Below are 24955 nucleotides of genomic sequence, written 5' to 3' on the forward strand. Positions count from 1 at the left end.
TCAGACCGCCTTACTCGGATCAAAGGCGTCGCGAACCGCTTCGCCGATAAAAATTAACAGCGACAGTAAAATCGCCAGCGAGAAGAAGGCGGTCAGCCCAAGCCAGGGCGCTTCAAGGTTATTTTTGCCCTGCAGGAGCAGTTCGCCGAGCGACGGCGAGCCTAACGGTAACCCAAAGCCCAGAAAATCAAGCTCTGTCAGCACGGTAATCGAGCCGCAAAGAATAAACGGCAGAAACGTCAGCGTCGCCACCATCGCATTGGGCAACATATGACGCCAGATGATAGCCCTGTCGCTGACGCCCAGCGCCTGGGCGGCGCGAATATAGTCAAAGTTGCGGGTGCGCAGAAATTCGGCGCGCACCACGCCCACCAGCGTCATCCAGCCAAACAGCACCGTAATTAGCAGCAACCACCAGAAACCCGGTTGCACTACGCTTGAGAGCAAAATTATCAGGAACAGCGTCGGCATGCCCGACCAGATTTCAATAAAACGCTGGCCGAACAGATCGATTCTGCCTCCGTAGTAGCCCTGAACGGCCCCAACGGTAATGCCGGTGACGCTCGCACATATCGTCAGCATCAGCCCGAACAGCAGCGAGATGCGCGTGCCGTAGAGAATGCGCGCCAGCACGTCGCCGCCGTTGGCGTCAGTACCGAGCCAGTTTTGTGCTGACGGCGGGGCGGGGAAGGGGCGCTCGGAGGCGAAGTTAATCGCGGTGCCGCTGAATCTTATTGGCGCCCAGAGCACCCAGCCGTTGTCCTGTAACCGTTGGCGCAGCCAGGGATCCTGATAATCAGCGGGCGTCGCGAGCGGGCCGCCGAAATCGCTCTCGCTATAGGCAGTGACCAGCGGGAAATACCAGTGGTCCTGATAGCGCACCGCCAGCGGTTTATCGTTGGCGATAAGCTCCGAAAACAGGCTCAACACAAAAATGACCGCGAAAATCCACAGCGACCAGTAACCGCGCCGGTTATGGCGAAACCGCGCCCATCGCGCCTGATTCACCGGATTCAATCCCCTCATCCGCGCCTCTCGAAATCAATGCGTGGGTCAACCAGCGTATAGGTGATATCGCTGAGGATATTTAAAAGCAGGCCGACCAGGGTGAAAATATAGAGCGTGCCGAACATCACCGGATAGTCGCGCGAAACGGTGGCTTCATAGCCCAGCAGCCCGAGGCCGTTAAGCGAGAAGATCACCTCGATCAACACCGAACCGGTGAAAAACATGGAGATAAAGGTCGCCGGAAAGCCCGCAATCACCAGCAGCATGGCGTTGCGAAACACGTGACGCCAGAGGATTTGCTGCTCGCCAAGCCCTTTCGCTCGGGCCGTCACCACATACTGTTTGCGGATCTCATCAAGAAACGCATTGCGGGTGAGAATGGTGAGCGTCGCGAAGCCGCCAATCACCGTCGCCAGCACCGGCAGCGTGATATGCCAGAGGTAGTCGGTGATTTTCTGGTACCACGGCAGCGTGTCAAAGTTGGCCGACACCAGCCCGCGCAGCGGGAAGAGATCGAACCAGGTGCCGCCCGCGAAGACGACAATTAACAGAATGGCGAACAGAAACGCCGGAATGGCGTAGCCGGTGATAATCGCCACGCTGCTCCAGACGTCGAAGCGGCTGCCGCTGTTGACCGCTTTACGAATGCCGAGCGGAATCGATACCAGATAGATAATCAGCGTGCTCCACAGGCCGAGCGTTATCGACACTGGCAGGCTGTTTTTAATCAGATCCAGCACCGAGGCGCTGCGAAACAGGCTGTCGCCGAAGTCGAAACGGGCGTAGTTCCACAGCATGTTGAAGTAACGCTCATGCAGCGGTTTATCGAATCCGTAGCGGTGGGTTATCTCGGCGATCACTTCCGGGTCAAGCCCGCGCGCGCCGCGATAGTGGCTCTCGTTCACATTCACCACGCCGTTTTGCGGGCGGGAAGCGCTGTTCATCTCGCCGCCCTGAACGCCCGGCACGCCGGTGCCGCCGCCAAACTGGATGGCGGCGAGCGCCTGGTCGACCGGGCCGCCAGGGGCTATCTGAACAATAAAAAAGTTAATAGTGATAATGGCCCAGAGCGTCGGGATCAGCAGCAGCAAGCGGCGAAGCAGGTAAGCGCCCATAATTTTCCTTAGCGCCGGGCTTCTGGCAGGGCGGCGGCTTTGTTGACGTCATACCACCACGTATCAAAGCCCAGAGTGTAGAGCGGGCGCGTGGCGGGGCGGGAGAATTTATTCCACACTGCCACGCGATCCGTCGCAGCGTACCACATCGGGATCATGTAGTAGTTCCAGGTCAGTACGCGGTCGAGCGCGCGGCCAAGCGGCAGCAGCTTCTGCTGATTGCCCTGGTTTTCAATAATCTGCTCAATGAGCTTATCCACCGCCGGGTTTTGCACCCCGGGCGTATTCCAGGAGGAATCGATGTAGTCTGACGCCCAGCTCATCTGCAACCCCGTGTCGGGCCACGGCGCAGCGCGATAGAGCGTCGGCATCATGTCGAAATCGCGTTTGCGCAGTCGGTTGGTGAGCTGCGAATTATCCACCTGGCGAATGGTCATAGTCATGCCGAGCCGCGCCAGGCTGTGCTGAAACGGCAGCACCCACTGGTTATTGCCCGCTGAGCCGAGCAGCAGTTCAAAGGCGAACGGTTTGCCGGTCGCGCGGTTAACGAGCTTGTTGTTTTTCAATTCCCAGCCTGCCTCTTTTAGTAAGGCCAGCGCTTTAATGAGATTGTCCCTGTCGAAACCATCGCCGCGCGATACCGGCGGCTCGTAAATTTTCGTGAAGACTTCCGGCGGCACCGCTTTTTTCAGCGGCGCCAGCAGAGTGAGCTCGTCGGCGTCCGGGTAATGGCGCGCGGCGTAGTCGGTATTCAGGAAATAGCTGTTCGGACGACGCCAGGCCTTATAAAAGAGCACTTTGTTCATCCACTCGAAATCAAACGCCAGCGAAATGGCCTCACGTACCCGGCGGTCGGCGAAAAACGGCCGTTGAATATTGAACGCGAGCCAGCGGGCATCCTGTGCGGTGGTGTTTTCAAACTCGTCTTTAATGATATACCCGCGCTCGAAATTGCTGCCGTTGTAGCGCGTTGCCCAGTTTTTCGGGCTGGTTTCCGGGCGGAAATCATACGCGCCTGCCTTGAACGCCTCGAAAGCGACATTGTCATCCAGGTAGTAATCGTAGCGGATGGTGTCGAAATTCCAGCGGCCGCGGTTGACCGGCAGATTCGCGGCCCAGTAATCCTTCACGCGGGAATAGACAATGTATTGCCCCATGCGCCACTGGCTGACGCGATAAGGGCCGTTCGCCAGCGGCGGCGTGGAAAGGGGATCGCTAAGTTTATGGTCGCGCCAGTATTTTTCCGGCATCACCGGCAGCGTCAGCAGGCCCAGCATATTCTCTTTACCCGGCTGCGCCAGCTCGATGCGCACAGTCAGCGGCGCGATAGCTTTCATCGTGGCGCCTTTGTAGTACAGACGAAACTGCGGCACGCCCTCGGTCATGAATTTATGAAAGGTGAACGCGACATCTTTGGCGGTGATGGGCGAGCCGTCGTGATGGCGCGCTTGCGGGTTAATCGTTACCTCCGCCCAGGAAAAATCATCCGGGTAGCGGATCATGTCGGCAATCAGCGGATAGTAGCTGCCCGGCTCGTCGTCGGAGCTGGTAAACAGCGTGTCGTAAAGCGTTTCGGTGCGCACGCCAGGGTTGCCGCGCAGCGCGTAGCGGTTGAAATTATCAAAGGTGCCGAGCGCCGCCTGCGTGATGTTGCCGCCTTTCGGCGCAGCCGGGTTGACGTAATCGAAATGGTTGAAGTTGACGGCATACTTCGGTTCCCCGAGTACCGCCAGCGAGTAGCTTTCATGAATGGTCTGCGCCTGACAAACAGCGCTGAACATCAGAAACAGCAAAACGAACGCGCGTGCAATCATTGAGGTGGTATGTCCTTCTGCGGGGCCTGAACGGGCGCGGTAACAGCATGGCTGCATAATAAGGGAGCCGCGCGCGATTGTGAAATAGCCCCGCGTTATGAGTCCATCTCCTTCATGCTCGCCGGCAGCTCGGCGGCACGCACCGGGCGGCTGAAATAATAACCCTGCAGGAAATTGACGCCGCGCTCGCTCAGCCATTTCGCCTGCTCAAGCGTCTCCACACCTTCGGCGACCGTCACCATATTCAGGCGTTTCGCAAGGCTTATCACGGCGTCAAGCACTGGCGAGGTGATGGTTTCGGTACCAATCGCGTTGACGAAACCGCGATCGATTTTCAGGTAATCGAGCGTAAAGCGCTCAAGGTAAATCAGCGCGCTGTGCCCGGTGCCGAAATCGTCAACCGCTATTTCATAACCCTGCTTGTGCAGCCAGTCGAAGAGATCGAGCGCTTCTTCTTCGCGGATCATGTCGCGCTCGGTCATTTCAAACACCAGCTGGAAATAGTCCGGCGGCAGCGAGGCGTGAAACTTTTGAATATCGGTTTTGAACTGCGCTGAATGAAGATGGCCGGGGGCGATATTCACGCCGAGCTTGGCCCCGGGCGGCAGCGACTGCTGCAGGCGAGGCACATCCTGGGCGATGAGTTTAAACAGGTGTCGGGTAAGCGGGACGATAAGCCCCTGCGCCTCGGCGAAGCTGATAAACGCGTCCGGCGGGATCATGCCTGCGGTCGGATGTTTCCAGCGCATTAACGCCTCGACGCCGCGGATCTGGCGCGTGGCGGCGTCCACAACCGGCTGATAGACCACAAAAAACTGGTTACGCTTAATGCCGCTGACAATCTCCCGCCCGGATCGCGCGCGCAGCGCCAGCAGGACAACCGTCAGCACGCCGCCAAGGACACCCAGCAATAAACCCAGCAACAGCGCCAGATGACGGTCTTCGGCAGGCATGGTGTCGCCGTAGAGATAAAGTTTGAGCGGATAACCCTGCACGCTTTCACTGCGTAGCGGCTCGGCGGGAAGTTCGTCGGGCGTCATCGCCCTGCCGGAAAACGTAGTCAGGGCGCGATCTTTCGCCACCAGCGCCAGACCGTTAAGATCGTTCTGGCGCGCGGTGTAGATAAGATAGGGCGTCAGGTTGACGTTAAGCGTCGTAACGATCCCGCGGCCTTCCATCAGCGGATTGCCAAACCACATCACGATCGACGGCTTATCCGGCATCATCGGCGTGCCGGGAATAATACTGATATCCACCGCTTTACGGGTATCGATGTCCGGCGCGAAGTCGCGAAGCGGCAGTTGCAGCCTGCCAGTCGCGGAGGAGCAATACGCCGCGCCGTTTCTTATCAGCAAAAACGCGCGCACGTTGACGTTAAATGCCGCGCGCGACGTGAGTTCGGCGGAAACCGCGCCGCATTCGGCGAGCGTCAGCGGCTGCAGTGCATCGGCGGAGGCTTTCAACTGCGTGAAATAGGTGTTGAGGTACTGATGGATGTCGCGCGCCAGCAGATCATACTGCGCTTCTCGCTGCTGATGCAGCCAGCCGCGGGCAGCGAGCGTGACAATAAACGCCAGGGCAATTCCTGTCGCCATGCCGACAAGAAGGATTTTACGGGGAGTGGAGAGGGTTGATGCAAAAGGCGGACTGGATAACATCATTCAGTTCCCGTGCGAGCAACGAGCGTGGCATCAGCTTAACAGACAATACCGCAGAAAGTGAGGGAGAAAGGGCGCGGCTGGCGCGCAGACAAAAAAAACGCTGCATCAGCAGCGTTTTTTTATCGTTCAGCACAGACAATCAAGGGAAATCGTCACGCTGAGTATTAACTCCGGCCAAGTACGCGGCGCGCTTCGTTATAGCGCTTCTTCCAGTACGGTTCATCCAGATTGGAGATCATCACGCCGCTGCGTGTTGACGCATGCACAAACTGGTTGTTGCCGATGTAAATGCCCACGTGGCGGCCCGTCGAGCCGGCGCGGAATAACACCAGGTCGCCTGTACGCAGGCGGGTGCGGTCAACCGATTTACCCATTTCCTGCTGCTCGTAAGTTGAGCGCGGCAGTTCTAAACCAAACTGTTCGCGGAAGGTGCGCTGCACGAAGCCGGAACAATCGATGCCTTTTTTGGTGCTGCCGCCGAGGCGATAGCGCACGCCTTTCCAGTCAGCGTACTGATCCATAATGCGGGATTTCACATCCAGCGTACGAACCATCTGTTCAAATTCATCCTGAGAGGCTTGCAGTAACAGCCCGTCGTTTTCACCTACTGCATGCGTCTCAGAATGCATGTTTTTTGCGGTATTGGTAGAGCTACATGCTGACAGCAGAATTGCCACAGCCACAGCGGGGATGACCCGAGTGAGATATCTCAAAATTGGTTGAGATTTGACCATTTTGTTTGTTTTCCCTTGAAGTCCTTAACGATAAAAATCGTTATAAAAGATGCTAAACGTGCCGAGACTAATGAGCTCTGGGGGGTAAGACAATTCCTGGTGAGCTAAATTGTGTGTTAGTGCACACTTTTATTTGCATTACCAATAAATGCCCTTAAACCGCAAAACGCTCCCGAGATTACCTGAACAAAGCCCATATGGCGAGTGGTTTTAATCATTTTTTTATAAGAAATTGTAATGGTCAAGAACCGTAAAGACGGGAAAAGAGAACGCCTCAAAAACTGACGTAAAAATAGTCAACGCCTTCATTTTTATGACGAATCTGTGAAAGTCTTGCAAAAAGCGTCTGGCAGGGTTAGGGCAAAAAATAAACAGGGACCCTTAACGATCCCTGTTGATGTTATTTTTAATCTATTAATTAATTGTTATGGAGTTGTTGTTTTTTTACCGGGCAGATGATTATTAAGCCAGGTAATTATTTTATCGCTAAGCGGCGTCAATAAAATCCACGGAAGACCAATAAAAATGATTGACAAAGAGCCAACAGCTATATCCGTGAACCAGTGCGCGCCAATCATCATGCGCGGCAGGGCGAAAACGCAGAATATGAGCATACTGAGCGTAAAGGCTTTAACGCCGAAATAGCGCCACATAAAACCGGCGAATATAAGCAGCATCATACCGTGGTCGCCCGGAAAACTGTCGGTCGAGGCGTCTTTAGTCGAAATTCCCACCACGTTCCCCACGCGCAGGCTGTCTTCAAACGTCAGCGTCGGGCTCGGACGCGACACCGGCAGCAGGTGACCAAGCTGATTCAGCACCACCGCCGAGAGCAGCATCACCACGCCCATGATAATAATGTAGCGACGGCCTGATGGCGTAGCGCGACGCCAGTACCAGAGCAGCAGCAGCCCCATCGCAAGCAGCGAACAGCCGTCGAACGCGCGGTTATTGGTTATCGCCAGGAACCATAAAAAGCTATGGCTGGTGGCCGCAAGGTGGTTGAAAAAGTGGAAAATCCCGGCATCGAGGGTAAACCAGAAGCCGGTCTGCGCCGGCGGATACCAGGAAAGAAAGAGAGCGGCGCCTGCAAGATTCAGCAGCAGGATCGCGGGGATACGTGTGTTAGTCATGACAGTCTGATTTTTTCGCAAAAGGGTAACGTTAAAGCGATTCGTCTAAACGAAGCTTCAACAAGGCCGATTGCAGGGCGTTCCAGTCAGTATTCTCGGCGGTAATCAGCTCGATGCGGCTGTCCGGCGGCGGCGCGCTCTGGGTTTCAATATGCAGATCCAGGCCCTGGCGGTTAATACGCACCAGCCCTTCGCGAATACGCAGCACGCCCTTAACGCGCTCCGCCGGCGCAAGCCGCGCCCACTCGAGAATGCCTGTCGTGTCAAACACCGTGTCGGCATCAAAAATCCAGCCGCAGGCGTGGTGCCCCTGGCCGCTATTGAGGCTGCGTCGCCAGCGCTTATTATCCGGCAGGCTCAGCGCTGCAAGGCCGCTGCGCGCTGCATGCGAATGGGCGTGATGGGCGCTCGCGGGCAGTTCGCGCAGATTAAGGCGAGGCTTATCAAGCAGCGCGAGGTCGATTTTGCCTTGGGTGGCGAACACCAGCTCACGGTCAGCCGCATATTCCTCACGCCAGGCGCGCAGCGCCGCCAGGCTTTCTTCGTCGCTGCGATCCTGTTTATTGGCGACGATAATATCCGCCGCGGCGAGCTGGTCGCGGAAGTTTTCATTTGCGACATATTTCTCATCCCGCAGCTGGCGCGGGTCAAGCAGGCACAACGTGGCGCGCAGGTCTATCCAGGGCTCATACACCGCCGAGGTGAGCATATCCAGAATCTGTTTAGGATGTCCCAGTCCGGTCGGCTCAATCAGCAGCCTGTCCGGTTTGCCCTGGCGCAGTAAGGTATTGAGCCCCACCTGCATCGGCAGGCCGTTGACGCAGCACATGCAGCCGCCGGGGATCTCTTTTAACAGCGCGCCGCTGTCAGCCATCAGCGCGCCATCAATGCCCACTTCGCCAAATTCATTCACCAGCACGGCCCATTTTTCCGCCGGATCTTTATGGGCCAGCAGGTGGCGGATGGTGGTGGTCTTGCCGCTGCCAAGAAAGCCGGTAATAAGATTGGTACGAGTCACATGCGCTCCTGATAAATATCTGGCGGAAATAAATCATCAGGCATCATTCTGGATAAAAATGGCAGGGATGAGAAGAGGCAACGCGGACGAGCAGGCGCCGCATCCGCGTTAAAAGCATTCAGGGTTAAAATCAGCGGCGTGCGAGGCGCGCCACCGCTTCTTTTGCGCCAAGTCGGCAGAGTGATTGCCACGCGGCGTTCAGGGTGTGGATAAACAGCGGATGCTGCGCCAGCTCCTCGCCGAATACTTCTTTCAGCGTCAGCAGCGCGCCGACGCGCTCATCTTCGTGGCTCGACTGCACCAGCGCCGCGATTTTTTCCGCCAGCGGATCGCGCACATCAATGGGCTGGCCGCGGTCATCCACGCCGCTGACGTAGCGCATCCAGCCCGCCACGCCCAGCGCCAGCAGCGACCACTCGCCGCCGTGCTGCAAATGCCAGCGCACGGAATCCAGCATACGCTGCGGCAGCTTCTGGCTGCCGTCCATTGCGATTTGCCAGGTGCGATGCTTCAGCGCCGGATTGGCGAAGCGCGTAAGGAGGCTGTCGGCGTACCCGGTGAGATCCACCCCCTGAATGCGCAGCGTCGGCGCCTGCTCGCGCAGCATCAGCTGGCGCGCCGCGTCGCGGAAATTCGCGTCATTCATGCAGTCGCTGATGTGCTGATATCCCGCCAGATAGCCGAGATACGCCAGAAAAGAGTGGCTGCCGTTCAGCATTCGCAGCTTCATCTGCTCCCAGGGCAGAACGTCGTCGACCATCTGCACGCCCGCGTCTTCCCAGGCAGGACGGCCCGCGACGAAATTATCCTCAACCACCCACTGGATAAACGGCTCGCAGCTGATGGCGCACGGATCGGCGACGCCCAGCGTATCGGCAATTTCCTGTAAGGATTCCGGTGTTGCCGCCGGCACAATACGGTCGACCATCGTACCGGGGAACGTGACGTTTTCGGCAATCCATTCCGCCAGCGCCGGGTCGCGCTTATGCGCCATGCCGAGCACCGCTTCACGCACCACATGGCCGTTATCAGGAATGTTATCGCAGGAGAGCACGGTAAACGGGGCGTGCCCGCGCTCGCGGCGGCGGTGCAACGCCTCCACCAACAGCCCTGGCGCGGAGTGCGGCTGATGCGGGTTGTCGAGATCATGCACGATGCGGCTGTTTTGCGTATCCAGATGACCGGTGGCCGGGTCGATGCAGTAGCCTTTTTCCGTGATGGTTAGCGAGACGATAGCGACCTGCGGCTCGCAAAATTTTTCAATGATCGCGTCCATGCCGTCGAGCTTTGCGTTGAGGCATTCATTCACCGCGCCAATAATAATAGCCTGATTGCCGTCGGCGCCTTTTTCCAGCACGGTATAAAGATGGTCCTGCGCGCGCAGCGCGGTCATCAGCTCATCGCCGCTAAACAGGCTGATTTCGCAGATGCCCCAGTCGCCGCCGTTGAGATTAAGCACACGGTCGGTCAGCAGCGCCTGGTGGGCGCGGTGAAACGCGCCGAAACCAAAATGCACGATACGGCTTTGCAGGGCGCTGCGGTCGTAGCCCGGACGTTGAACCGCAGCAGGCAGCGTGGCGGAAGCGATATTATTCATTTCTCACATATCCTGATAACCATTATTTAACAAACTTAGTGTAAAGTTATATGACAGCAAATTGAATTGGTATGCCGTAAATATCCGGGGTTTGTGAGCTGGATCAATACAGGCTAGCGCGCGGTTTGACGGTTCTGGTTAAACATGTATGGTAGTTACCATGAGTTCTCGCAATATTGGTATAACAACTTTTTAAGGAGAGGGCGATGGAACAAACCTGGCGTTGGTATGGGCCGAACGATCCGGTATCGCTGGATGACATCAGACAGGCCGGGGCAACCGGCATCGTCACCGCACTGCATCACATCCCGAACGGCGAAGTCTGGCCGGTAGAGGAGATCAAAAAGCGTCAGGCGCAGCTTGCGCAAAAAGGGCTCACCTGGTCGGTGGTGGAAAGCATCCCGGTACATGAAGATATCAAAACCCATACCGGTCAGTACGATCTCTATATCGCCCGCTACCAGCAGAGCATTCGCAATCTGGCGGCCTGCGGCATCGACACTGTCTGCTACAACTTTATGCCGATCCTCGACTGGACGCGCACCGATCTCGAATATACGCTGCCGGACGGCTCGAAAGCGCTGCGTTTCGATCAAATTGCCTTCGCCGCGTTTGAACTGCACATCTTAAAGCGCGACGGCGCGCACCAGGATTATACGCAAGAAGAGCAGCGCCAGGCGCAGGACTATTTCCACGCCATGAGCGAGGCGCAGATTGAGACGCTGACGCGTAATATCATCGCCGGCCTGCCGGGCGCGGAAGAGGGCTACACGCTGGATCAGTTCCGCGCGCGTCTCGCTGAATATGACGGCATCGATAAAGCCGCGCTGCGCGACAACATGGCTTATTTCCTGAAAGCTATCGTACCGGTGGCGGAAGAAGCGGGTGTGCGCCTGGCCGTGCATCCGGACGATCCGCCGCGCCCGATCCTCGGTCTGCCACGCATTGTCTCAACTATCGAAGATATGCAGTGGCTCAAAGAGACGGTCGACAGCATTTATAATGGCTTTACCATGTGCACCGGCTCTTACGGCGTACGCGCCGATAACGATCTGGTGCGGATGGTGGAAACCTTCGCCGATCGTATTCACTTCACGCATCTGCGCGCCACCTGCCGCGAAGCGAACCCGAAAACCTTCCACGAAGCGGCGCACCTGTATGGCGACGTCGATATGGTGGCGGTGGTGAAGGCGATCCTGACCGAAGAGCAGCGCCGTAAAAAAGCAGGCGATCTGCGCCCGATCCCGTTCCGCCCGGATCACGGTCATCAGATGCTTGACGATCTGCGTAAGAAAACCAACCCCGGCTATTCGGCGATTGGCCGCCTGAAAGGGCTTGCCGAAGTACGCGGCGTGGAGCTCGCGCTGAAAAAGGTGCTGTTCCCGGATCTGCTGTAAACCGTAAGTCACGCAGAAATAAAAAAAGCCCCGCAGCGCGGGGCTTTTGTTTTACTCAGTTAACGCTTATTCGGCGCGGCCCATATAGCGGCGCTCGGCGATATGCACACGGATTTTCTCACCGGCGCTCAGGTATTCCGGCACCTGAATCACTACGCCGGAGGAGAGTGTCGCAGGCTTGGAGCGGGCGCTTGCAGACGCGCCTTTAATGCCAGGCGCGGTCTCGACGATTTCGAGATCCACGGTCTGCGGCAGCTCCAGCGCCAGCAGCTGGCCGTCCCAGGTCAGTACCTGCATATCCGGCATGCCGCCTTCCGGCATAAACAGCAGCTCTTCTTCGATCTGGTCTTTGGTAAAGGTGTACGGCGTGTAGTCTTCTTTATCCATAAAGACATACTCGTTGCCGTCGACGTAGGAGAAATCCACAAAGCGGCGGGTCAGCGTGATGGTGTCCAGGATATCGTCGCCTTTAAAGCGCTCTTCCACTTTTTGCCCGGTGCGGACGTCGGAAAACCGCATTTTGTACAGTGTGGCCGCGCCGCGCGCGCTCGGGGACTGAATGTCGATATCTTTTACAATCAGCAGTTTGCCGTTGTAATTCAGCACCATACCTTTTTTAATTTCGTTCGCTCTTGGCATCGGAGTGTCCTGTTAAGCTGGAATATGCAAAATATCGCGACAAGTTACTCGCGAGACACGCGCCAGGCAAGCGGAATTACGTACATTGCGAGACGTGCCGAAAAAGCGACGCGCGGCGGGCTTTTTCGGCGTCAGGGCTGTACCCGGCCGGGCAAAACGCTACAATGCCCGCCTTTCACGCGAGGAGCGCGCTATGTCGATTTCCATCCGTCATGTCCTGCCTGAAGAGACCGCCGCTGTTTACCGTCTGATCCCGGAGTTCGCCGGGCTGCATAACGCGCACGCTATCCGCCAGCGTATCGGCGAGCGCGCCGCCTGCGCGCTGGTGGCGTATGACGAGGCGCAGCCGGTGGGTTTTAAGCTCGGTTATGAAACGGCGCCCGGCGAATTTTACAGCTGGCTCGGCGGCGTGGTGCCCACGTACCGACGCGACGGCGTGGCGCAGCGCCTCCTTGAGACGCAGGAGCGCTGGGCGCAGGAAAATGGCTACCGGCGGCTGCGCGTGAAAACCCGCAACCGGTTTCGCGCCATGTTGATGCTGCTTATCCGTAACGGCTATCAGATTATTGAAGTGGAAAAAAAGGGCGAGGCCGCAGATTACCGGCTGCTGCTTGAAAAATCACTGACCGGCGCGTAGCGCGTCGTCACGGAGAGTTTATGGACTGTCGCCCCGACTGCGGCGCCTGCTGCACCGCACCGTCGATCTCAAGCCCCATTCCCGGTATGCCCGACGGCAAGCCGGCGAATACGCCTTGCGTCCAGCTTGACGAACGCCTGCGCTGTAAACTTTTTGGCTCGCCGCTGCGCCCGAAAGTTTGCGGCGGCCTGCAACCGTCGCAGGAGATGTGCGGCACAAACCGCCACGCGGCGATGGCGTTTCTCATCCATCTTGAGGCGCTCACCGCGCCTTAAACGTCTTTAATGCGCCACAGGCACCAGACCGCGCCCGCGGTCATGCCCAGCGCCACGTAAAACACCGAGTGGTAATTCCAGAGTTCTGCAATCACCCCCGCAAGCGAGCCGGCGATTATCCATCCCACGCGCGTGGTGTTGGTGTAGAGCGTTGTGGCGGCGCCCGCCTGGCCTGGCATCAGATCCTGGAAATAGAGCATCCCGATTCCCGCCAGAATTCCGATATAGACAGCGTTCAGCAGCTGTAGCGTCAGCAGCAGCGCCGGGCTTTGCAGCGTCAGCATACCGAGATAAAACAGTACGCCCGCCACAACGGCGACGCGCATCAGAAAGCGTTTGCCGAATTTCCGGGCGTAATAGCCCGCAATGAGCATTACCGGGATCTCAAGCCCTGCCGCCGCGCCCATCATCACGCCCGCCAGTTTCTCCGGCAGGTGCAATTCGTTAATCAGGTACAGCGGCATATTAATGATGTAGAGGCTGTTAGTGCCCCACATCAGCGTACAAATCGAAAACAGCAGCAGCGCGTCGCGACGGTTGCGGCGGGGCGCTTCTAAAGGCGCTGCGGTGGCGAGCGGCTCTTGGCGCATCGACGGCAGGAAAAACCAGACCATCAGCGCGCAGAGCACAAACGCGGCGGCGGCGCTGATATACATCGTCTGAAAACCAAAACCCATCGCCAGCGCATAGGCCAGCGGCGGGCCGACCACCCAGGCGAGCGACACCTGCGCGCGCAGAATCGAGCTGAACATCACCGCTTCACGTCCGGTGCGGTCAGCGTGCTCGCGCGCCAGCGCGAACATCTGCGGGTTGGCGGTGGAACCAAAACTGCTCAGGAACACGCCCACAAACAGCAAAATGAAATAGTTGCGGTTCCATGCGAACAGCAGACACGCCAGCGCGCCTAACAGGCAGCAGGCGAAAATCAGCGACTTGCGATCGCCCTTGCGATCGGAACGGCCCGCCAGAAACTGGCTGACGAAAATCCCGATGATCGCGCTGCCGGTAAAAAAGAAGCCGACCATCGCCGGGCGGGCGTGCACTTCTTCCGTCAGGAACAGGCTGAGCGTCGGGGTTTGCAGCGCGCCGGCAATACCGGTGAGAAAGGCGACAATCAGAAACGAGGCGGAGGTGAAGTCGAGCGGTCTTTGCGGCGTGGCGAGGGAGTCGTTTTGCATAATGAAAACAAAATCAGGAAAGAAGGGGGCGGAGTTTACGCCCCTTGCCATACTTTGAACAGCGGCCAGCGGGTGAGACGCCACAAAAAATCAAAATGGTATTTCAGAATGAAACGCCACGTTGTAAAAGCGAGCTGACGCCTGCTGAAACCGGCTGAAACAGAATGCCGTCGCGTTTCACTAAAGGATGAAATGTGCGGGATCTCTAATATTCAATACGTGAATAACGGCTTTTCTTGCGCACGGGCTATGGAAAATGCAGACTTTCTTGAAACGTTTCAGCGTTATCTCGTTTTCGCTCATTTGACGGGATAACGCTCTTTTTCTCACAACGGCTGAAACGATTCGGGTTCAGCAAGCGAGGAGACCATGTTCCAGTTATCTGTTCAGGATATCCATCCCGGCGCACAGGCCGGTAATAAAGAAGCGGCGATTCGTCAGGTGGCTGACGCGCTGGTAAACGCAGGCAACGTCAGCGCCGGTTATGTTGACGGCATGCTGGCCCGCGAGCAGCAAACGTCTACCTTCTTAGGCAACGGTATCGCTATTCCTCACGGGACGACCGACACCCGCGATCAGGTGCTGAAAACTGGCGTTCAGGTGTTTCAGTTCCCGCAGGGCGTGGCCTGGGGCGAGGATCAAATCGCCTATGTCGCTATTGGCATCGCCGCCAGCTCTGACGAACATCTCGGTCTGCTGCGTCAGCTCACGCATGTACTGAGCGACGACGCCATTGCTGAACAGCTGAAAACCGCCGCCACGGCGGAAGAGCTGCGCGCCCTGCTGATGGGCGAGAAGCAAAGCGCGGGCATGAAGCTTGATAACGACACCATCACGCTTGACGTCGCGGCGACAAGCCTGGTGACGTTGCAGGCGCTGAACGCCGGTCGTCTCAGCGAGGCAGGCGCGGTGGACGCGGAATTCGTCAGCCATGTGATTAACGCGAAGCCGCTGAATCTCGGTCAGGGCGTCTGGCTTGCCGACAGCCCGAATGGCAACCTGACCAGCGCCGTTGCGGCGTGCCGTCCGGCGCAGCCGTTTACGCAGGAGGGCGAAACCGTCGGTCTCCTGCTGACCGTCGCCGTTGCCGACGACCAGCCCTTGCAGGTGCTGGGCCGCGTCAGCGAACTGCTGATCGCCAATAAAGCTGAACGTCTGCTGAACGCTGACGCCGCCACGCTGCTGTCGCTTCTGACCAGCGACGACGCGCTGGCCGACGATGTGCTGAGCGCCGAGTTTACCGTGCGCAACGAGCACGGCCTGCACGCCCGCCCAGGCACTGTGCTGGTGAATACCATCAAGCAGTTCAGCAGCGATGTCACCGTGACCAACCTTGACGGCTCCGGCAAACCGGCCAACGGCCGCAGCCTGATGAAAGTCGTCGCGCTGGGCGTGAAGAAAGGTCATCGCCTGCGCTTTACCGCGCAGGGCGATGACGCGCAGGCGGCGCTGGACGCCATCGGCGAAGCCATTAACGCCGGCCTCGGGGAGGGCGCAGCATGAGCAGACGCGTCGCCACCATTACCCTTAACCCGGCATACGACCTGGTAGGTTACTGCGCAGAGATTGAGCGCGGCGAAGTTAACCTCGTGCGGACCACTGGCCTGCACGCGGCGGGTAAAGGCATTAACGTCGCCAAAGTGCTCAAAGATTTAGGTATCGACGTCACCGTCGGCGGTTTTCTTGGCAAAGACAACCAGGACGGCTTTCAGCAGCTGTTCAGCGAACTCGGCATCGCCAACCGTTTCCAGGTGGTGCAGGGCCGTACCCGCATCAACGTCAAGCTGACGGAGAAAGACGGCGAAGTGACCGACCTCAACTTCTCCGGTTTTGAAGTGACGCCTGCCGACTGGGAGCGTTTCGTTAACGACTCCTTAACCTGGCTTGGTCAGTTCGACATGGTCTGCGTCAGCGGCAGCCTGCCGTCGGGCGTCTCCCCGGAGGCGTTTACCGACTGGATGACCCGCCTGCGCAGCCAGTGCCCGTGCATTATCTTCGACAGCAGCCGCGAGGCGCTGGTGGCCGGGCTGAAAGCCGCGCCGTGGCTGGTGAAGCCGAACCGCCGCGAGCTGGAGATCTGGGCCGGTCGCAAACTGCCGGAACTGAAAGATGTTATCGAGGCGGCTCACGCGCTTCGCGAACAGGGTATCGCCCATGTGGTGATCTCTCTGGGCGCGGAAGGGGCGCTGTGGGTGAACGCGTCGGGTGAATGGATCGCCAAACCGCCGTCCTGTGAAGTCGTCAGTACGGTCGGGGCAGGGGATTCCATGGTCGGCGGTCTCATTTACGGCCTGCTGATGCGTGAATCCAGTGAACATACCCTACGTCTTGCAACGGCGGTGGCGGCGCTGGCGGTCAGCCAGAGCAACGTCGGCATCACCGACAGGACACAGTTGGCCGCCATGATGGCGCGTGTCGACTTAAAACCCTTCCACTAACAGCAGGAGAGGCATAATGAAAACGCTGCTGATTATCGAGCCCGGGTGTGGACAGGCCCGCGCTTATATGGCGAAAACGCTGCTTGGCGCCGCCGCGCCAAAAGCGCATCTGGAACTGACTGACAACCCGAACGATGCGGAGCTGGCGATTGTTATCGGCAACGCCGTGCCGGGCGACACCTCGCTGAACGGCAAAAAGGTTTACCTCGGCGATATTAACCGCGCCGTGGCGCACCCGGAGCTTTTCTTAAGCGAAGCGAAATCTCACGCCGCGCCTTACAGCGCGCCTGCTGCGGCAGCGCCAGCGGCAAACGTCAGCGCCAGCGGCCCGAAACGCGTCGTGGCGGTGACAGCCTGCCCGACCGGTGTCGCGCACACCTTTATGGCGGCGGAAGCGATTGAAACTGAAGCTAAAAAACGCGGCTGGTGGGTGAAAGTGGAAACGCGCGGTTCGGTTGGCGCGGGCAACGCTATCACGCCGGAAGAAGTGGCGCAGGCTGATCTGGTTATCGTGGCGGCGGATATCGAAGTGGATCTGGCGAAATTTGCCGGTAAGCCGATGTATCGCACCACCACCGGTCTTGCGCTGAAGAAAACCGCGCAGGAATTCGATAAAGCGGTGGCCGACGCGAAGCCGTATCAGCCTTCCGGCCAGACGGCGTCCGCGCAGGGCGACCAGAAAGCCCAGGGCGGCGGCGGTCCATACCGTCACCTGCTGACCGGCGTTTCATATATGCTGCCGATGGTGGTGGCGGGCGGTCTGCTGATTGCGCTCTCCTTCGTGTTCGGTATCGAAGCCTTTAAACAGGAAGGCACGCTCGCGGCGGCGCTGATGAAAATCGGCGGCGGCTCCGCGTTCGCGCTGATGGTGCCTGTGCTTGCCGGCTACATCGCGTTCTCTATCGCTGACCGTCCGGGTCTAACGCCAGGCCTTATCGGCGGTATGCTGGCGGTCAGCACCGGCTCCGGGTTCATCGGCGGTATTATCGCGGGCTTCCTCGCAGGCTACGTGGCGAAAGCCATCAGCGGCAAAGTGAAGCTGCCCCAGAGCATGGAGGCGCTGAAGCCAATCCTCATCATTCCGCTGTTCTCAAGCCTGATTGTCGGTCTGGCGATGATTTACGTGATTGGCACGCCGGTTGCGAAAATCCTGGCGGGCCTGACCGCGTGGCTGCAAAGCATGGGAACGGGCAATGCCGTTCTGCTGGGCGCTATCCTTGGCGCGATGATGTGTACTGACATGGGCGGCCCGGTCAATAAAGCGGCGTATGCCTTCGGTGTTGGCCTGCTCAGTTCTCAGGTTTATGCGCCGATGGCGGCGATTATGGCGGCCGGTATGGTTCCACCGCTGGCAATGGGTATCGCAACGCTGGTGGCCCGTCGTAAGTTCGACAAAGGCCAGCAGGAAGGGGGCAAAGCGGCGCTGGTGCTGGGCCTGTGCTTTATCTCCGAAGGGGCTATCCCGTTCGCGGCGCGTGATCCGATGCGCGTCATCCCTTGCTGCATCGTGGGCGGCGCGGTAACCGGCGCTATCTCTATGGCGGTGGGCGCGAAACTGATGGCGCCGCACGGCGGTCTGTTCGTGCTGCTCATCCCAGGCGCTATCAGCCCGGTGCTGGGCTACCTGCTCGCCATCGTGGCAGGGGCGCTGCTGGCGGGTCTGGTTTACGCTTTCCTGAAACGTCCGGAAAGCGAAATGGCGGCGAAAGCAGCCTGACGATGAAGACTCCCTGCTCCGGCAGGGAGTTTTTTTATCCCCGTTGTCACTTCTCGTTACCCCTCTTTTTTTGCCCTCCGCACGGTTTGCGTCAACACTTAAGTCTTTGACAAAACTCACAGGAGGACGCTGTGCTTCGCTCAATCGCCACCGTCTGCGTCGCCGGAACATTGCCGGAAAAACTGCGCGCCATCGCGCAGGCCGGTTTCGACGGCGTGGAGATTTTTGAACCGGATTTCACCGCCTGGGGCGAAAGCCCGGCGCGCCTCGCCGCATTGTGCCAGGAGCTGGGATTGACGATTTTTCTCTTTCAGCCGCTGCGTAATATTGAAGGAGCGCCGCCGCAACAGTGGCCGCAGACGCGCGACCGCGCGTGCCGCACCTTTGAGGCCCTGCGCGAAATGGGCTGTCGCGACCTGCTGCTGTGCAGCAATCTGGCGGCGCAGAGCAGCGCCGACCCGGCGCGGCAGGTGGAGGATTTAGCGCGTGTGGCGGCGCTCGCGGCGGAATTCGACGCGCGGGTGGGCTACGAGGCGCTGGCCTGGGGCCGCCATGTGAATCGCTATACCCAGGCGTGGGCGCGCGTGCAGGCTGTGGACAATCCGGCGCTCGGCCTGGTGCTCGACAGCTTCCATGTGCTGGCGCTCGGGGATACGCTGGAACTCGATACGATCCCGCCTGAAAAAATCTTTTTTACACAGTTTGCCGACGCGCCGCGTAAAAACTTACCGGTAGAGGAGTGGAGCCGCCATTTTCGCGCCTACCCCGGCGAGGGCGAGTTGCCAGTGGCAGCGTTTGCGCGCACGCTGATGCAACGCGGGTATCAGGGGCCGTGGTCGCTGGAAGTGTTCAGCGACGTCTGGCAGCAGGCGCCCGCTATTGAGAGCGCCCGCGCCGGGTTTGCCTCGCTGACGCGGCTTGCAGAGCAGCTTAACGCGCGGCGTTGAGATGCGTGTTAATCAGCGCGCCTGCGCACCGCCGGTTTGCTGCGCATTCAGCCAGGCGATTTCTTCTTTCCAGATATCGGGATTAATGGTTTCCAGAATCAGCGGAATATTGTCGAAATGCGGCTGCTGCATTATCCAGCGAAACGGTGTAAAGCCCATGTTGCCTTCGCCTAAGCTGTGGTGGCGGTCGACCCGGCTCGCGAACGCGCTTTTAGCGTCGTTCAGGTGCATGCCGCGCAGGTACTGAAAGCCGACGATGCGGTCGAACTCCGCGAAGGTCTTTTCACAATCCGCTTCGGTGCGCAGATCATAACCCGCCGCGAATGCGTGGCAGGTGTCGATGCAGACGCCGACGCGGGATTTGTCTTCTACCTGGTCGATAATCGCCGCCAGGTGTTCAAAGCGGAAGCCGAGATTGCTGCCCTGACCTGCGGTGTTTTCAATCACCGCCGTTACCCCTTCGGTCTTATCCAGCGCGATATTCACCGACTCGGCGATACGCGAGAGGCAGGCGTCTTCGCTTATCTGTTGCAAATGGCTGCCGGGGTGGAAGTTCAGCAGCGTCAGCCCGAGCTGCGCGCAGCGTTCCAGCTCATCGATAAACGCCGCGCGGGATTTCTCCAGCGCTTCCGGCTCCGGGTGTCCGAGGTTAATTAAAAAGCTGTCGTGCGGCAGGATCTGCCCCGGGCCAAAGCCGTGCTGGCGGCAGGCGGCTTTGAACGCGTCGATGACGGCAGGCGTCAGCGCCGCCGCGCGCCACTGGCGCTGGTTTTTGGTAAACAGCGCAAAGGCTGTCGCGCCGATTTCCGCCGCGCGGGCCGGGGCATTAGCGACCCCGCCCGATGCGCTAACGTGCGCGCCTGTAAACTTCATCGTTTTCTCCTGTCATACCCGCAAAGGGGGAACGTTTTATCATAGCGGGCCTGGCAGGGAAAGGCGCGTCCGTTCAACCCAGCAGATGCGTGACCGCCAGATTGATAGCGCCGCCGCCGACAATCAGCCAGGCGAACAGCACCAGCGCCATCAGGAGCGGCCGCACGCCGGCGTTTTTCAGCGCGCTGACATGGGTGGTCAGCCCCAGCGCCGCCATCGCCATCGCCAGCAGAATGGTGTCGAGCGTCACCAGCGCCTGCACCAGGCTCGCCGGCAGAAGATGCAGCGAGTTAAACGCAGCCACGGCGATAAACAGCAGCGCGAACCACGGAATGGTGATTTTACCCGCCTGTTCGCCGCCGCGCGGAGCGAGCTGTTTCACGCGGCCTGCCAGCAGCAGCAGGAACGGAGCGAGCATCATCACGCGCAGCATTTTAGCGATAACCGCCGCGTTTTCGGTGTCCGGGCTGACCGCATGGCCTGCCGCCACGACCTGCGCCACTTCATGCACCGTCGAGCCGATATAGACCCCGAAGCTCTGTTCGTTAAACCACGGCGCCAGCCACGGCCACAGCAGCGGATAAACGAAAATCGCCAGCGTCCCGAAAATCACGACCGTCGCGACCGCCACGGTCACTTTGCTCGCCTGCGCTTTTACAACGGGCTCGGTCGCCAGCACCGCCGCCGCGCCGCAGATGCTGCTGCCCGCGCCAATCAGCCAGCTGGTTTCGCGGTCAAGCTTAAAGACTTTCTGCCCAAGCCAGCAGGCAAGGGTAAAGGTGCTGGCGAGCGTCAGGATATCCACCAGCACGCCGCTCGCGCCCACGTCGGCTATCTGCCAGAAGGTGAGACGAAACCCGTAAAGAATGATGCCAAGCCGCAGCAGATGCTGTTTGGCGAACAGCACGCCGCCGTCGCAGCGGCTGTGCAGGCGCGGATAGAGCGTATTGCCGATAATCATTCCGCCAAGAATGGCGAGGGTAAGCGCGCTGAAACCGGCGTTGCTGACGGCGGGGATCGCGCCGCCCCAGAGCGCGACGGCCGTTAGCGCGCCGGTCAGCGCAAGGCCGGGCAGAAAATGTGTAAGCCCATGATGCCGGGCGGAAAATGTCAGTGTGGTCATAGCGTCCTCCTGTGATGGAATAAGCTTATGCCCCTCTGGTATAAAAATAAAATTGATTATATATTTATAATTAATCTTAATAAGTGGTAAGCGCGTAGCGTCCGAACGAGGTCATCATGCACATCACCTTACGCCAGCTGGAAGTGTTCGCCGAAGTGCTGAAAAGCGGCTCGACGACCCAGGCATCCCAGATGTTGTCACTGTCGCAATCCGCCGTCAGCGCGGCGCTCACCGATCTTGAAGGACAGCTTGGCGTGCAGCTGTTCGACCGCGTCGGCAAGCGGCTGGTGGTCAATGAACACGGGCGGCTTCTCTACCCGCGCACCGTGGCGTTGCTGGAGCAGGCGGGTGAAATCGAACGGCTGTTTCGCAACGACAACGGCGCGATCCGCGTTTATGCCAGCAGCACCATCGGCAACTATATTCTGCCGGAAATCATCGCACGCTACCGGCGGGACTTCCCGGATCTGCCGCTTGAGATGAGCGTTGGCAACAGTCAGGACGTTGTACAGGCGGTCTGCGATTTTCGCGTTGATATCGGGCTTATCGAAGGGCCGTGTCATATGGCGGAGATCGTGGCGCAGCCCTGGCTTGAAGATGAGCTGGTGGTATTCGCGTCGCCCGCAAGCCCGCTGCTGGAAGGGGAGGTGACGCTGGAACGCCTCGCCGCCACGCCGTGGATCCTGCGCGAAAAAGGCTCCGGCACCCGGGAGATTGTCGATTACCTGTTGCTCTCGCATTTGCCGCAGTTTCGCCTGAGCATGGAGCTTGGCAATTCAGAGGCGATTAAACACGCGGTGCGCCACGGGCTTGGCATTAGCTGTCTGTCGCGCCGGGTTATCGCCGAGCAGCTGGAAACCGGCTCGCTCGTGGAGGTAAAACTGCCGCTGCCGCCGCTGGTGCGTACGCTTTATCGCATCCATCACCGCCAGAAACACCTCTCCAGCGCGCTGTCGCGCTTTCTGCGTTATTGCGAACTTTGATTTCGCGGAGCGCGTCACACGGCGCGCTCATTATCAGTTTTTTTTCCGCCGCCGCCCCGATTCGCTGCTTTACTTATAATCCTCCGGCGATCATGAAGCTCTCTTATAACCGCGTTTTTCCACCAGGTAGTCCGCGGTAACTCTGCTACAATCGCGCCTCTTTTGATGGATGGGCATTATTTTTATATGGTTTCCGAATCTAAAACCACACAAGCGCCTGCGCTGCGTCGCGAACTGAAGGCGCGCCACCTGACCATGATCGCCATTGGCGGCTCCATCGGCACAGGACTTTTCGTCGCCTCCGGTGCGACTATTTCTCAGGCGGGCCCTGGCGGCGCGCTGTTTTCCTATATTCTCATCGGCCTGATGGTCTATTTCCTGATGACCAGCCTCGGCGAACTGGCGGCATACATGCCGGTGTCCGGGTCGTTTTCCACTTACGGCCAGAAGTATGTTGAAGAGGGTTTTGGCTTCGCGCTGGGCTGGAACTACTGGTACAACTGGGCGGTAACCATCGCGGTTGACCTCGTGGCCTCGCAACTGGTGATGAGCTACTGGTTCCCGGACACGCCGGGCTGGATCTGGAGCGCCCTGTTCCTCGGCATCATGTTCCTGCTGAACGTCATTTCCGTGAAGGGCTTCGGCGAAGCGGAATACTGGTTCTCCTTAATTAAAGTCGCCACCGTGATTATCTTTATCCTGGTGGGTATCGCGATGATTGTCGGTATCTTCAAAGGCTCTGAACCCGCTGGCTGGAGCAACTGGAAGATTGGCGACGCGCCATTCGCGGGCGGCTTTTCGGCGATGATAGGCGTGGCGATGATCGTCGGGTTCTCGTTCCAGGGCACCGAGCTTATCGGCATCGCCGCGGGCGAATCTGAAGATCCGGAGAAGAACATTCCGCGCGCGGTGCGCCAGGTGTTCTGGCGTATCCTGCTGTTCTATGTGTTCGCCATTCTGATTATCAGCCTGATTATTCCGTACACCGACCCGAGCCTGCTGCGCAACGATGTGAAAGACATCAGCGTCAGCCCGTTCACCCTGGTATTCGAACATGCGGGTCTGCTGGGCGCGGCGGCGATTATGAATGCGGTGATCCTGACGGCGGTGCTTTCGGCGGGCAACTCGGGGATGTATGCGTCCACCCGTATGCTCTATACGCTCGCCTGCGACGGCAAAGCGCCGCGCATTTTCTCGAAGCTCTCTAAAGGCGGCGTGCCGCGTAACGCGCTGTATGCGACGACGGTTATCGCCGGGCTGTGCTTTTTGACCTCCATGTTCGGCAACCAGACGGTCTACCTGTGGCTGCTTAACACCTCCGGGATGACGGGCTTTATCGCCTGGCTTGGCATCGCCATCAGCCATTACCGTTTCCGCCGCGGCTATGTGATGCAGGGCAACGATATCAATAACCTGCCGTACCGTTCCGGTTTCTTCCCGCTGGGCCCGATTTTCGCCTTCGTGCTGTGTCTTATCATCACGCTTGGCCAGAACTATCAGGCATTCCTGGCGGATACCATCGACTGGGCGGCCGTGGCGGCCACTTATATCGGCATCCCGCTGTTCCTGCTGATTTGGTTTGGTTATAAGTTCGCGAAGGGCACCCGTTTTGTGCGTTATCGCGATATGGAATTCCCGGATCATCTGAAGAAATAAGAAAAGGGCGCGCAAGCGCCCTTTTTTATTACGGCGGGTTTGATGGCGAGTGCCCTTGACCGGCACGACCTTTAACCCCACCGCGCTCGTCTGTTAACGCAAATGCTGCGCGTGGAAGCGCAAATGCTCTTCAATAAACGTGGCGATGAAATAATAGCTATGGTCATAACCGGGCTGCATACGCAAGGTTAACGGCCAACCGGCCTCGCGCGCGGCTTCATCGAGACGCTCGGGCTGGAGCTGTTCGCCGAAGAACGGATCGCTGTCGCCCTGATCGATAAGCGTCGGGATGGCGTGCGCCGGGTCGGCGTTTTCCATCAGCGCGCAGCTGTCCCACGCCTGCCAGCGCTGCGTATCGTCGCCGAGGTAGGCGCCGAACGCTTTTTTACCCCACGGCACCCCGGCCGGATTCACGATGGGGGCGAACGCCGATACCGAGCGGAAACGCCCCGGATTTTTCAGCGCCATGATAAGCGCGCCGTGGCCGCCCATTGAGTGCCCGCTGATGGCCGCTTCTGGCGCGAGCGTAAAGTTTTCCGCCAGCACCTGCGGCAGCTCATTGCTCAGATAATCAAACATTCGGTAATGCGCCGCCCACGGCGCCTCGGTGGCGTTCAGGTAAAAACCGGCGCCTTTGCCGAGGTCATAGCCGGCGTCATCCGCCACGTCATCGCCGCGCGGGCTGGTGTCGGGCATCACCAGCGCGAGCCCCAGCTCTGCCGCGACACGCTGCGCGCCCGCTTTGGTGGTGAAGTTCTCATCGGTGCAGGTCAGCCCCGACAGCCACCACACCACCGGCGGCGGGGTCTGCGCGTCGGGCGGTAAAAAGAGGCTGAAGGTCATCGGGCAGTTAAGCACGCGGGAGTCGTGACGCCAGCGCTGTTGTAACCCGCCAAAACAGCGGTGTTCTTCGAGCAGTTCCATAGTGGCTCCTTTTTTTCAAACCCGGATAGTGCAGTTTAAACGCCAGGTGAGCAAGTTTCACTTCACCGGGTGGGCATCATGGCGCACC

General features: G+C 58.8%; 22 protein-coding genes. 9 read left to right on the plus strand and 13 right to left on the minus strand.

From position 1 onward, the window contains the following. The 8 genes from BJP61_RS07800 to BJP61_RS07835 form a co-directional block, all read right to left on the minus strand. Window positions 1–1026: a microcin C ABC transporter permease gene (locus BJP61_RS07800; protein WP_171998096.1), complete on the minus strand. Its 1026-nt coding sequence runs from the start codon at window positions 1024–1026 to the stop codon at window positions 1–3. Beyond that, window positions 1023–2123 (minus strand): microcin C ABC transporter permease YejB, encoded by a 1101-nt coding sequence (locus tag BJP61_RS07805; protein ID WP_038861768.1) that lies wholly within the window; start codon window positions 2121–2123, stop codon window positions 1023–1025. Before BJP61_RS07805 ends, BJP61_RS07800 begins: the two co-directional genes overlap by 4 nt. Window positions 2124–2131: 8 nt before the next feature. Then, window positions 2132–3937, minus strand: coding sequence for an extracellular solute-binding protein (locus BJP61_RS07810; RefSeq protein ID WP_171998097.1), 1806 nt, complete (start codon window positions 3935–3937; stop codon window positions 2132–2134). A gap of 95 nt (window positions 3938–4032) precedes the next feature. Next, window positions 4033–5595: a cyclic di-GMP phosphodiesterase gene (locus BJP61_RS07815; protein ID WP_161579876.1), complete on the minus strand. Its 1563-nt coding sequence runs from the start codon at window positions 5593–5595 to the stop codon at window positions 4033–4035. Window positions 5596–5762: 167 nt separating this feature from the next. Continuing rightward, complete coding sequence (gene mepS, locus BJP61_RS07820) at window positions 5763–6332, minus strand: bifunctional murein DD-endopeptidase/murein LD-carboxypeptidase (protein WP_171998098.1); 570 nt, start codon at window positions 6330–6332, stop codon at window positions 5763–5765. A gap of 425 nt (window positions 6333–6757) precedes the next feature. Continuing rightward, window positions 6758–7465, minus strand: coding sequence for a phosphatase PAP2 family protein (locus BJP61_RS07825; protein ID WP_171998099.1), 708 nt, complete (start codon window positions 7463–7465; stop codon window positions 6758–6760). Window positions 7466–7496: 31 nt separating this feature from the next. Continuing rightward, window positions 7497–8483: a GTP-binding protein gene (locus BJP61_RS07830; protein ID WP_171998100.1), complete on the minus strand. Its 987-nt coding sequence runs from the start codon at window positions 8481–8483 to the stop codon at window positions 7497–7499. 130 nt (window positions 8484–8613) lie between these two features. Continuing rightward, window positions 8614–10080, minus strand: a complete 1467-nt coding sequence (locus BJP61_RS07835; RefSeq protein WP_075192796.1) for a fructuronate reductase — start codon at window positions 10078–10080, stop codon at window positions 8614–8616. Window positions 10081–10286: 206 nt separating this feature from the next. Here BJP61_RS07835 and uxuA point away from each other — a divergent pair, with 206 nt between their 5' ends. Continuing rightward, window positions 10287–11477 carry a mannonate dehydratase gene (uxuA, locus tag BJP61_RS07840; protein WP_075192797.1) on the plus strand — a complete coding sequence of 397 codons (1191 nt, stop codon included), beginning with the start codon at window positions 10287–10289 and terminating at the stop codon, window positions 11475–11477. Window positions 11478–11543: 66 nt separating this feature from the next. Here the strand turns inward: uxuA and yeiP are convergent, their stop codons facing one another. Next, on the minus strand, window positions 11544–12116 hold the full coding sequence (gene yeiP, locus BJP61_RS07845) for an elongation factor P-like protein YeiP (protein ID WP_007675861.1): 573 nt from the start codon (window positions 12114–12116) through the stop codon (window positions 11544–11546). Between the two features lie 193 nt (window positions 12117–12309). Here yeiP and BJP61_RS07850 point away from each other — a divergent pair, with 193 nt between their 5' ends. Together BJP61_RS07850 and BJP61_RS07855 are read left to right on the plus strand one after the other, a co-directional pair. After that, the gene (locus BJP61_RS07850) at window positions 12310–12753 is read left to right on the plus strand and encodes a GNAT family N-acetyltransferase (protein ID WP_171998101.1); all 444 of its coding nucleotides are present in this window, start codon (window positions 12310–12312) and stop codon (window positions 12751–12753) included. Window positions 12754–12773: 20 nt separating this feature from the next. After that, a complete protein-coding gene (locus tag BJP61_RS07855) occupies window positions 12774–13028 on the plus strand; it encodes a YkgJ family cysteine cluster protein (protein ID WP_161579855.1) in 255 nt (84 codons plus the stop codon). Here BJP61_RS07855 and setB read toward each other — a convergent pair. Further along, complete coding sequence (setB, locus tag BJP61_RS07860; protein WP_171998102.1) at window positions 13025–14206, minus strand: sugar efflux transporter SetB; 1182 nt, start codon at window positions 14204–14206, stop codon at window positions 13025–13027. The two genes, BJP61_RS07855 and setB, sit on opposite strands and share 4 nt — an antisense overlap. A gap of 369 nt (window positions 14207–14575) precedes the next feature. On the opposite strand from setB, the gene fruB reads away from it, so the two are divergent. From fruB to BJP61_RS07880, 4 genes are all read left to right on the plus strand, one after another. Continuing rightward, a complete protein-coding gene (gene fruB / locus BJP61_RS07865) occupies window positions 14576–15709 on the plus strand; it encodes a fused PTS fructose transporter subunit IIA/HPr protein (protein ID WP_038861796.1) in 1134 nt (377 codons plus the stop codon). Next, window positions 15706–16644 (plus strand): 1-phosphofructokinase, encoded by a 939-nt coding sequence (fruK, locus tag BJP61_RS07870; RefSeq protein WP_007750403.1) that lies wholly within the window; start codon window positions 15706–15708, stop codon window positions 16642–16644. The genes fruB and fruK overlap by 4 nt, the downstream gene beginning before the upstream one ends. 16 nt (window positions 16645–16660) lie before the next feature. Beyond that, the gene (gene fruA / locus BJP61_RS07875) at window positions 16661–18361 is read left to right on the plus strand and encodes a PTS fructose transporter subunit IIBC (protein ID WP_075192801.1); all 1701 of its coding nucleotides are present in this window, start codon (window positions 16661–16663) and stop codon (window positions 18359–18361) included. 131 nt (window positions 18362–18492) lie between these two features. Then, window positions 18493–19308, plus strand: a complete 816-nt coding sequence (locus tag BJP61_RS07880) for a sugar phosphate isomerase/epimerase (protein ID WP_171998103.1) — start codon at window positions 18493–18495, stop codon at window positions 19306–19308. A 12-nt stretch (window positions 19309–19320) separates the two neighbouring features. Here the strand turns inward: BJP61_RS07880 and nfo are convergent, their stop codons facing one another. Beyond that, window positions 19321–20181 carry a deoxyribonuclease IV gene (gene nfo, locus BJP61_RS07885; RefSeq protein WP_171998104.1) on the minus strand — a complete coding sequence of 287 codons (861 nt, stop codon included), beginning with the start codon at window positions 20179–20181 and terminating at the stop codon, window positions 19321–19323. Window positions 20182–20254: 73 nt separating this feature from the next. Then, the gene (locus BJP61_RS07890) at window positions 20255–21304 is read right to left on the minus strand and encodes a YeiH family putative sulfate export transporter (RefSeq protein ID WP_171998105.1); all 1050 of its coding nucleotides are present in this window, start codon (window positions 21302–21304) and stop codon (window positions 20255–20257) included. A gap of 116 nt (window positions 21305–21420) precedes the next feature. On the opposite strand from BJP61_RS07890, the gene yieE reads away from it, so the two are divergent. Then, window positions 21421–22287, plus strand: a complete 867-nt coding sequence (gene yieE, locus BJP61_RS07895; RefSeq protein WP_038861805.1) for a DNA-binding transcriptional regulator YeiE — start codon at window positions 21421–21423, stop codon at window positions 22285–22287. A gap of 186 nt (window positions 22288–22473) precedes the next feature. Continuing rightward, window positions 22474–23943: an amino acid permease gene (locus BJP61_RS07900; RefSeq protein ID WP_038862339.1), complete on the plus strand. Its 1470-nt coding sequence runs from the start codon at window positions 22474–22476 to the stop codon at window positions 23941–23943. Between the two features lie 93 nt (window positions 23944–24036). On the opposite strand, the gene fghA is transcribed toward BJP61_RS07900, so the two are convergent. Next, window positions 24037–24867 (minus strand): S-formylglutathione hydrolase, encoded by an 831-nt coding sequence (gene fghA / locus BJP61_RS07905; RefSeq protein WP_171998106.1) that lies wholly within the window; start codon window positions 24865–24867, stop codon window positions 24037–24039. Window positions 24868–24955: the final 88 nt, after the last annotated feature.

The sequence above is a fragment of the Cronobacter sp. JZ38 genome, from assembly GCF_008932145.1.
Classification (GTDB): Bacteria; Pseudomonadota; Gammaproteobacteria; order Enterobacterales; family Enterobacteriaceae; genus Cronobacter; species Cronobacter muytjensii.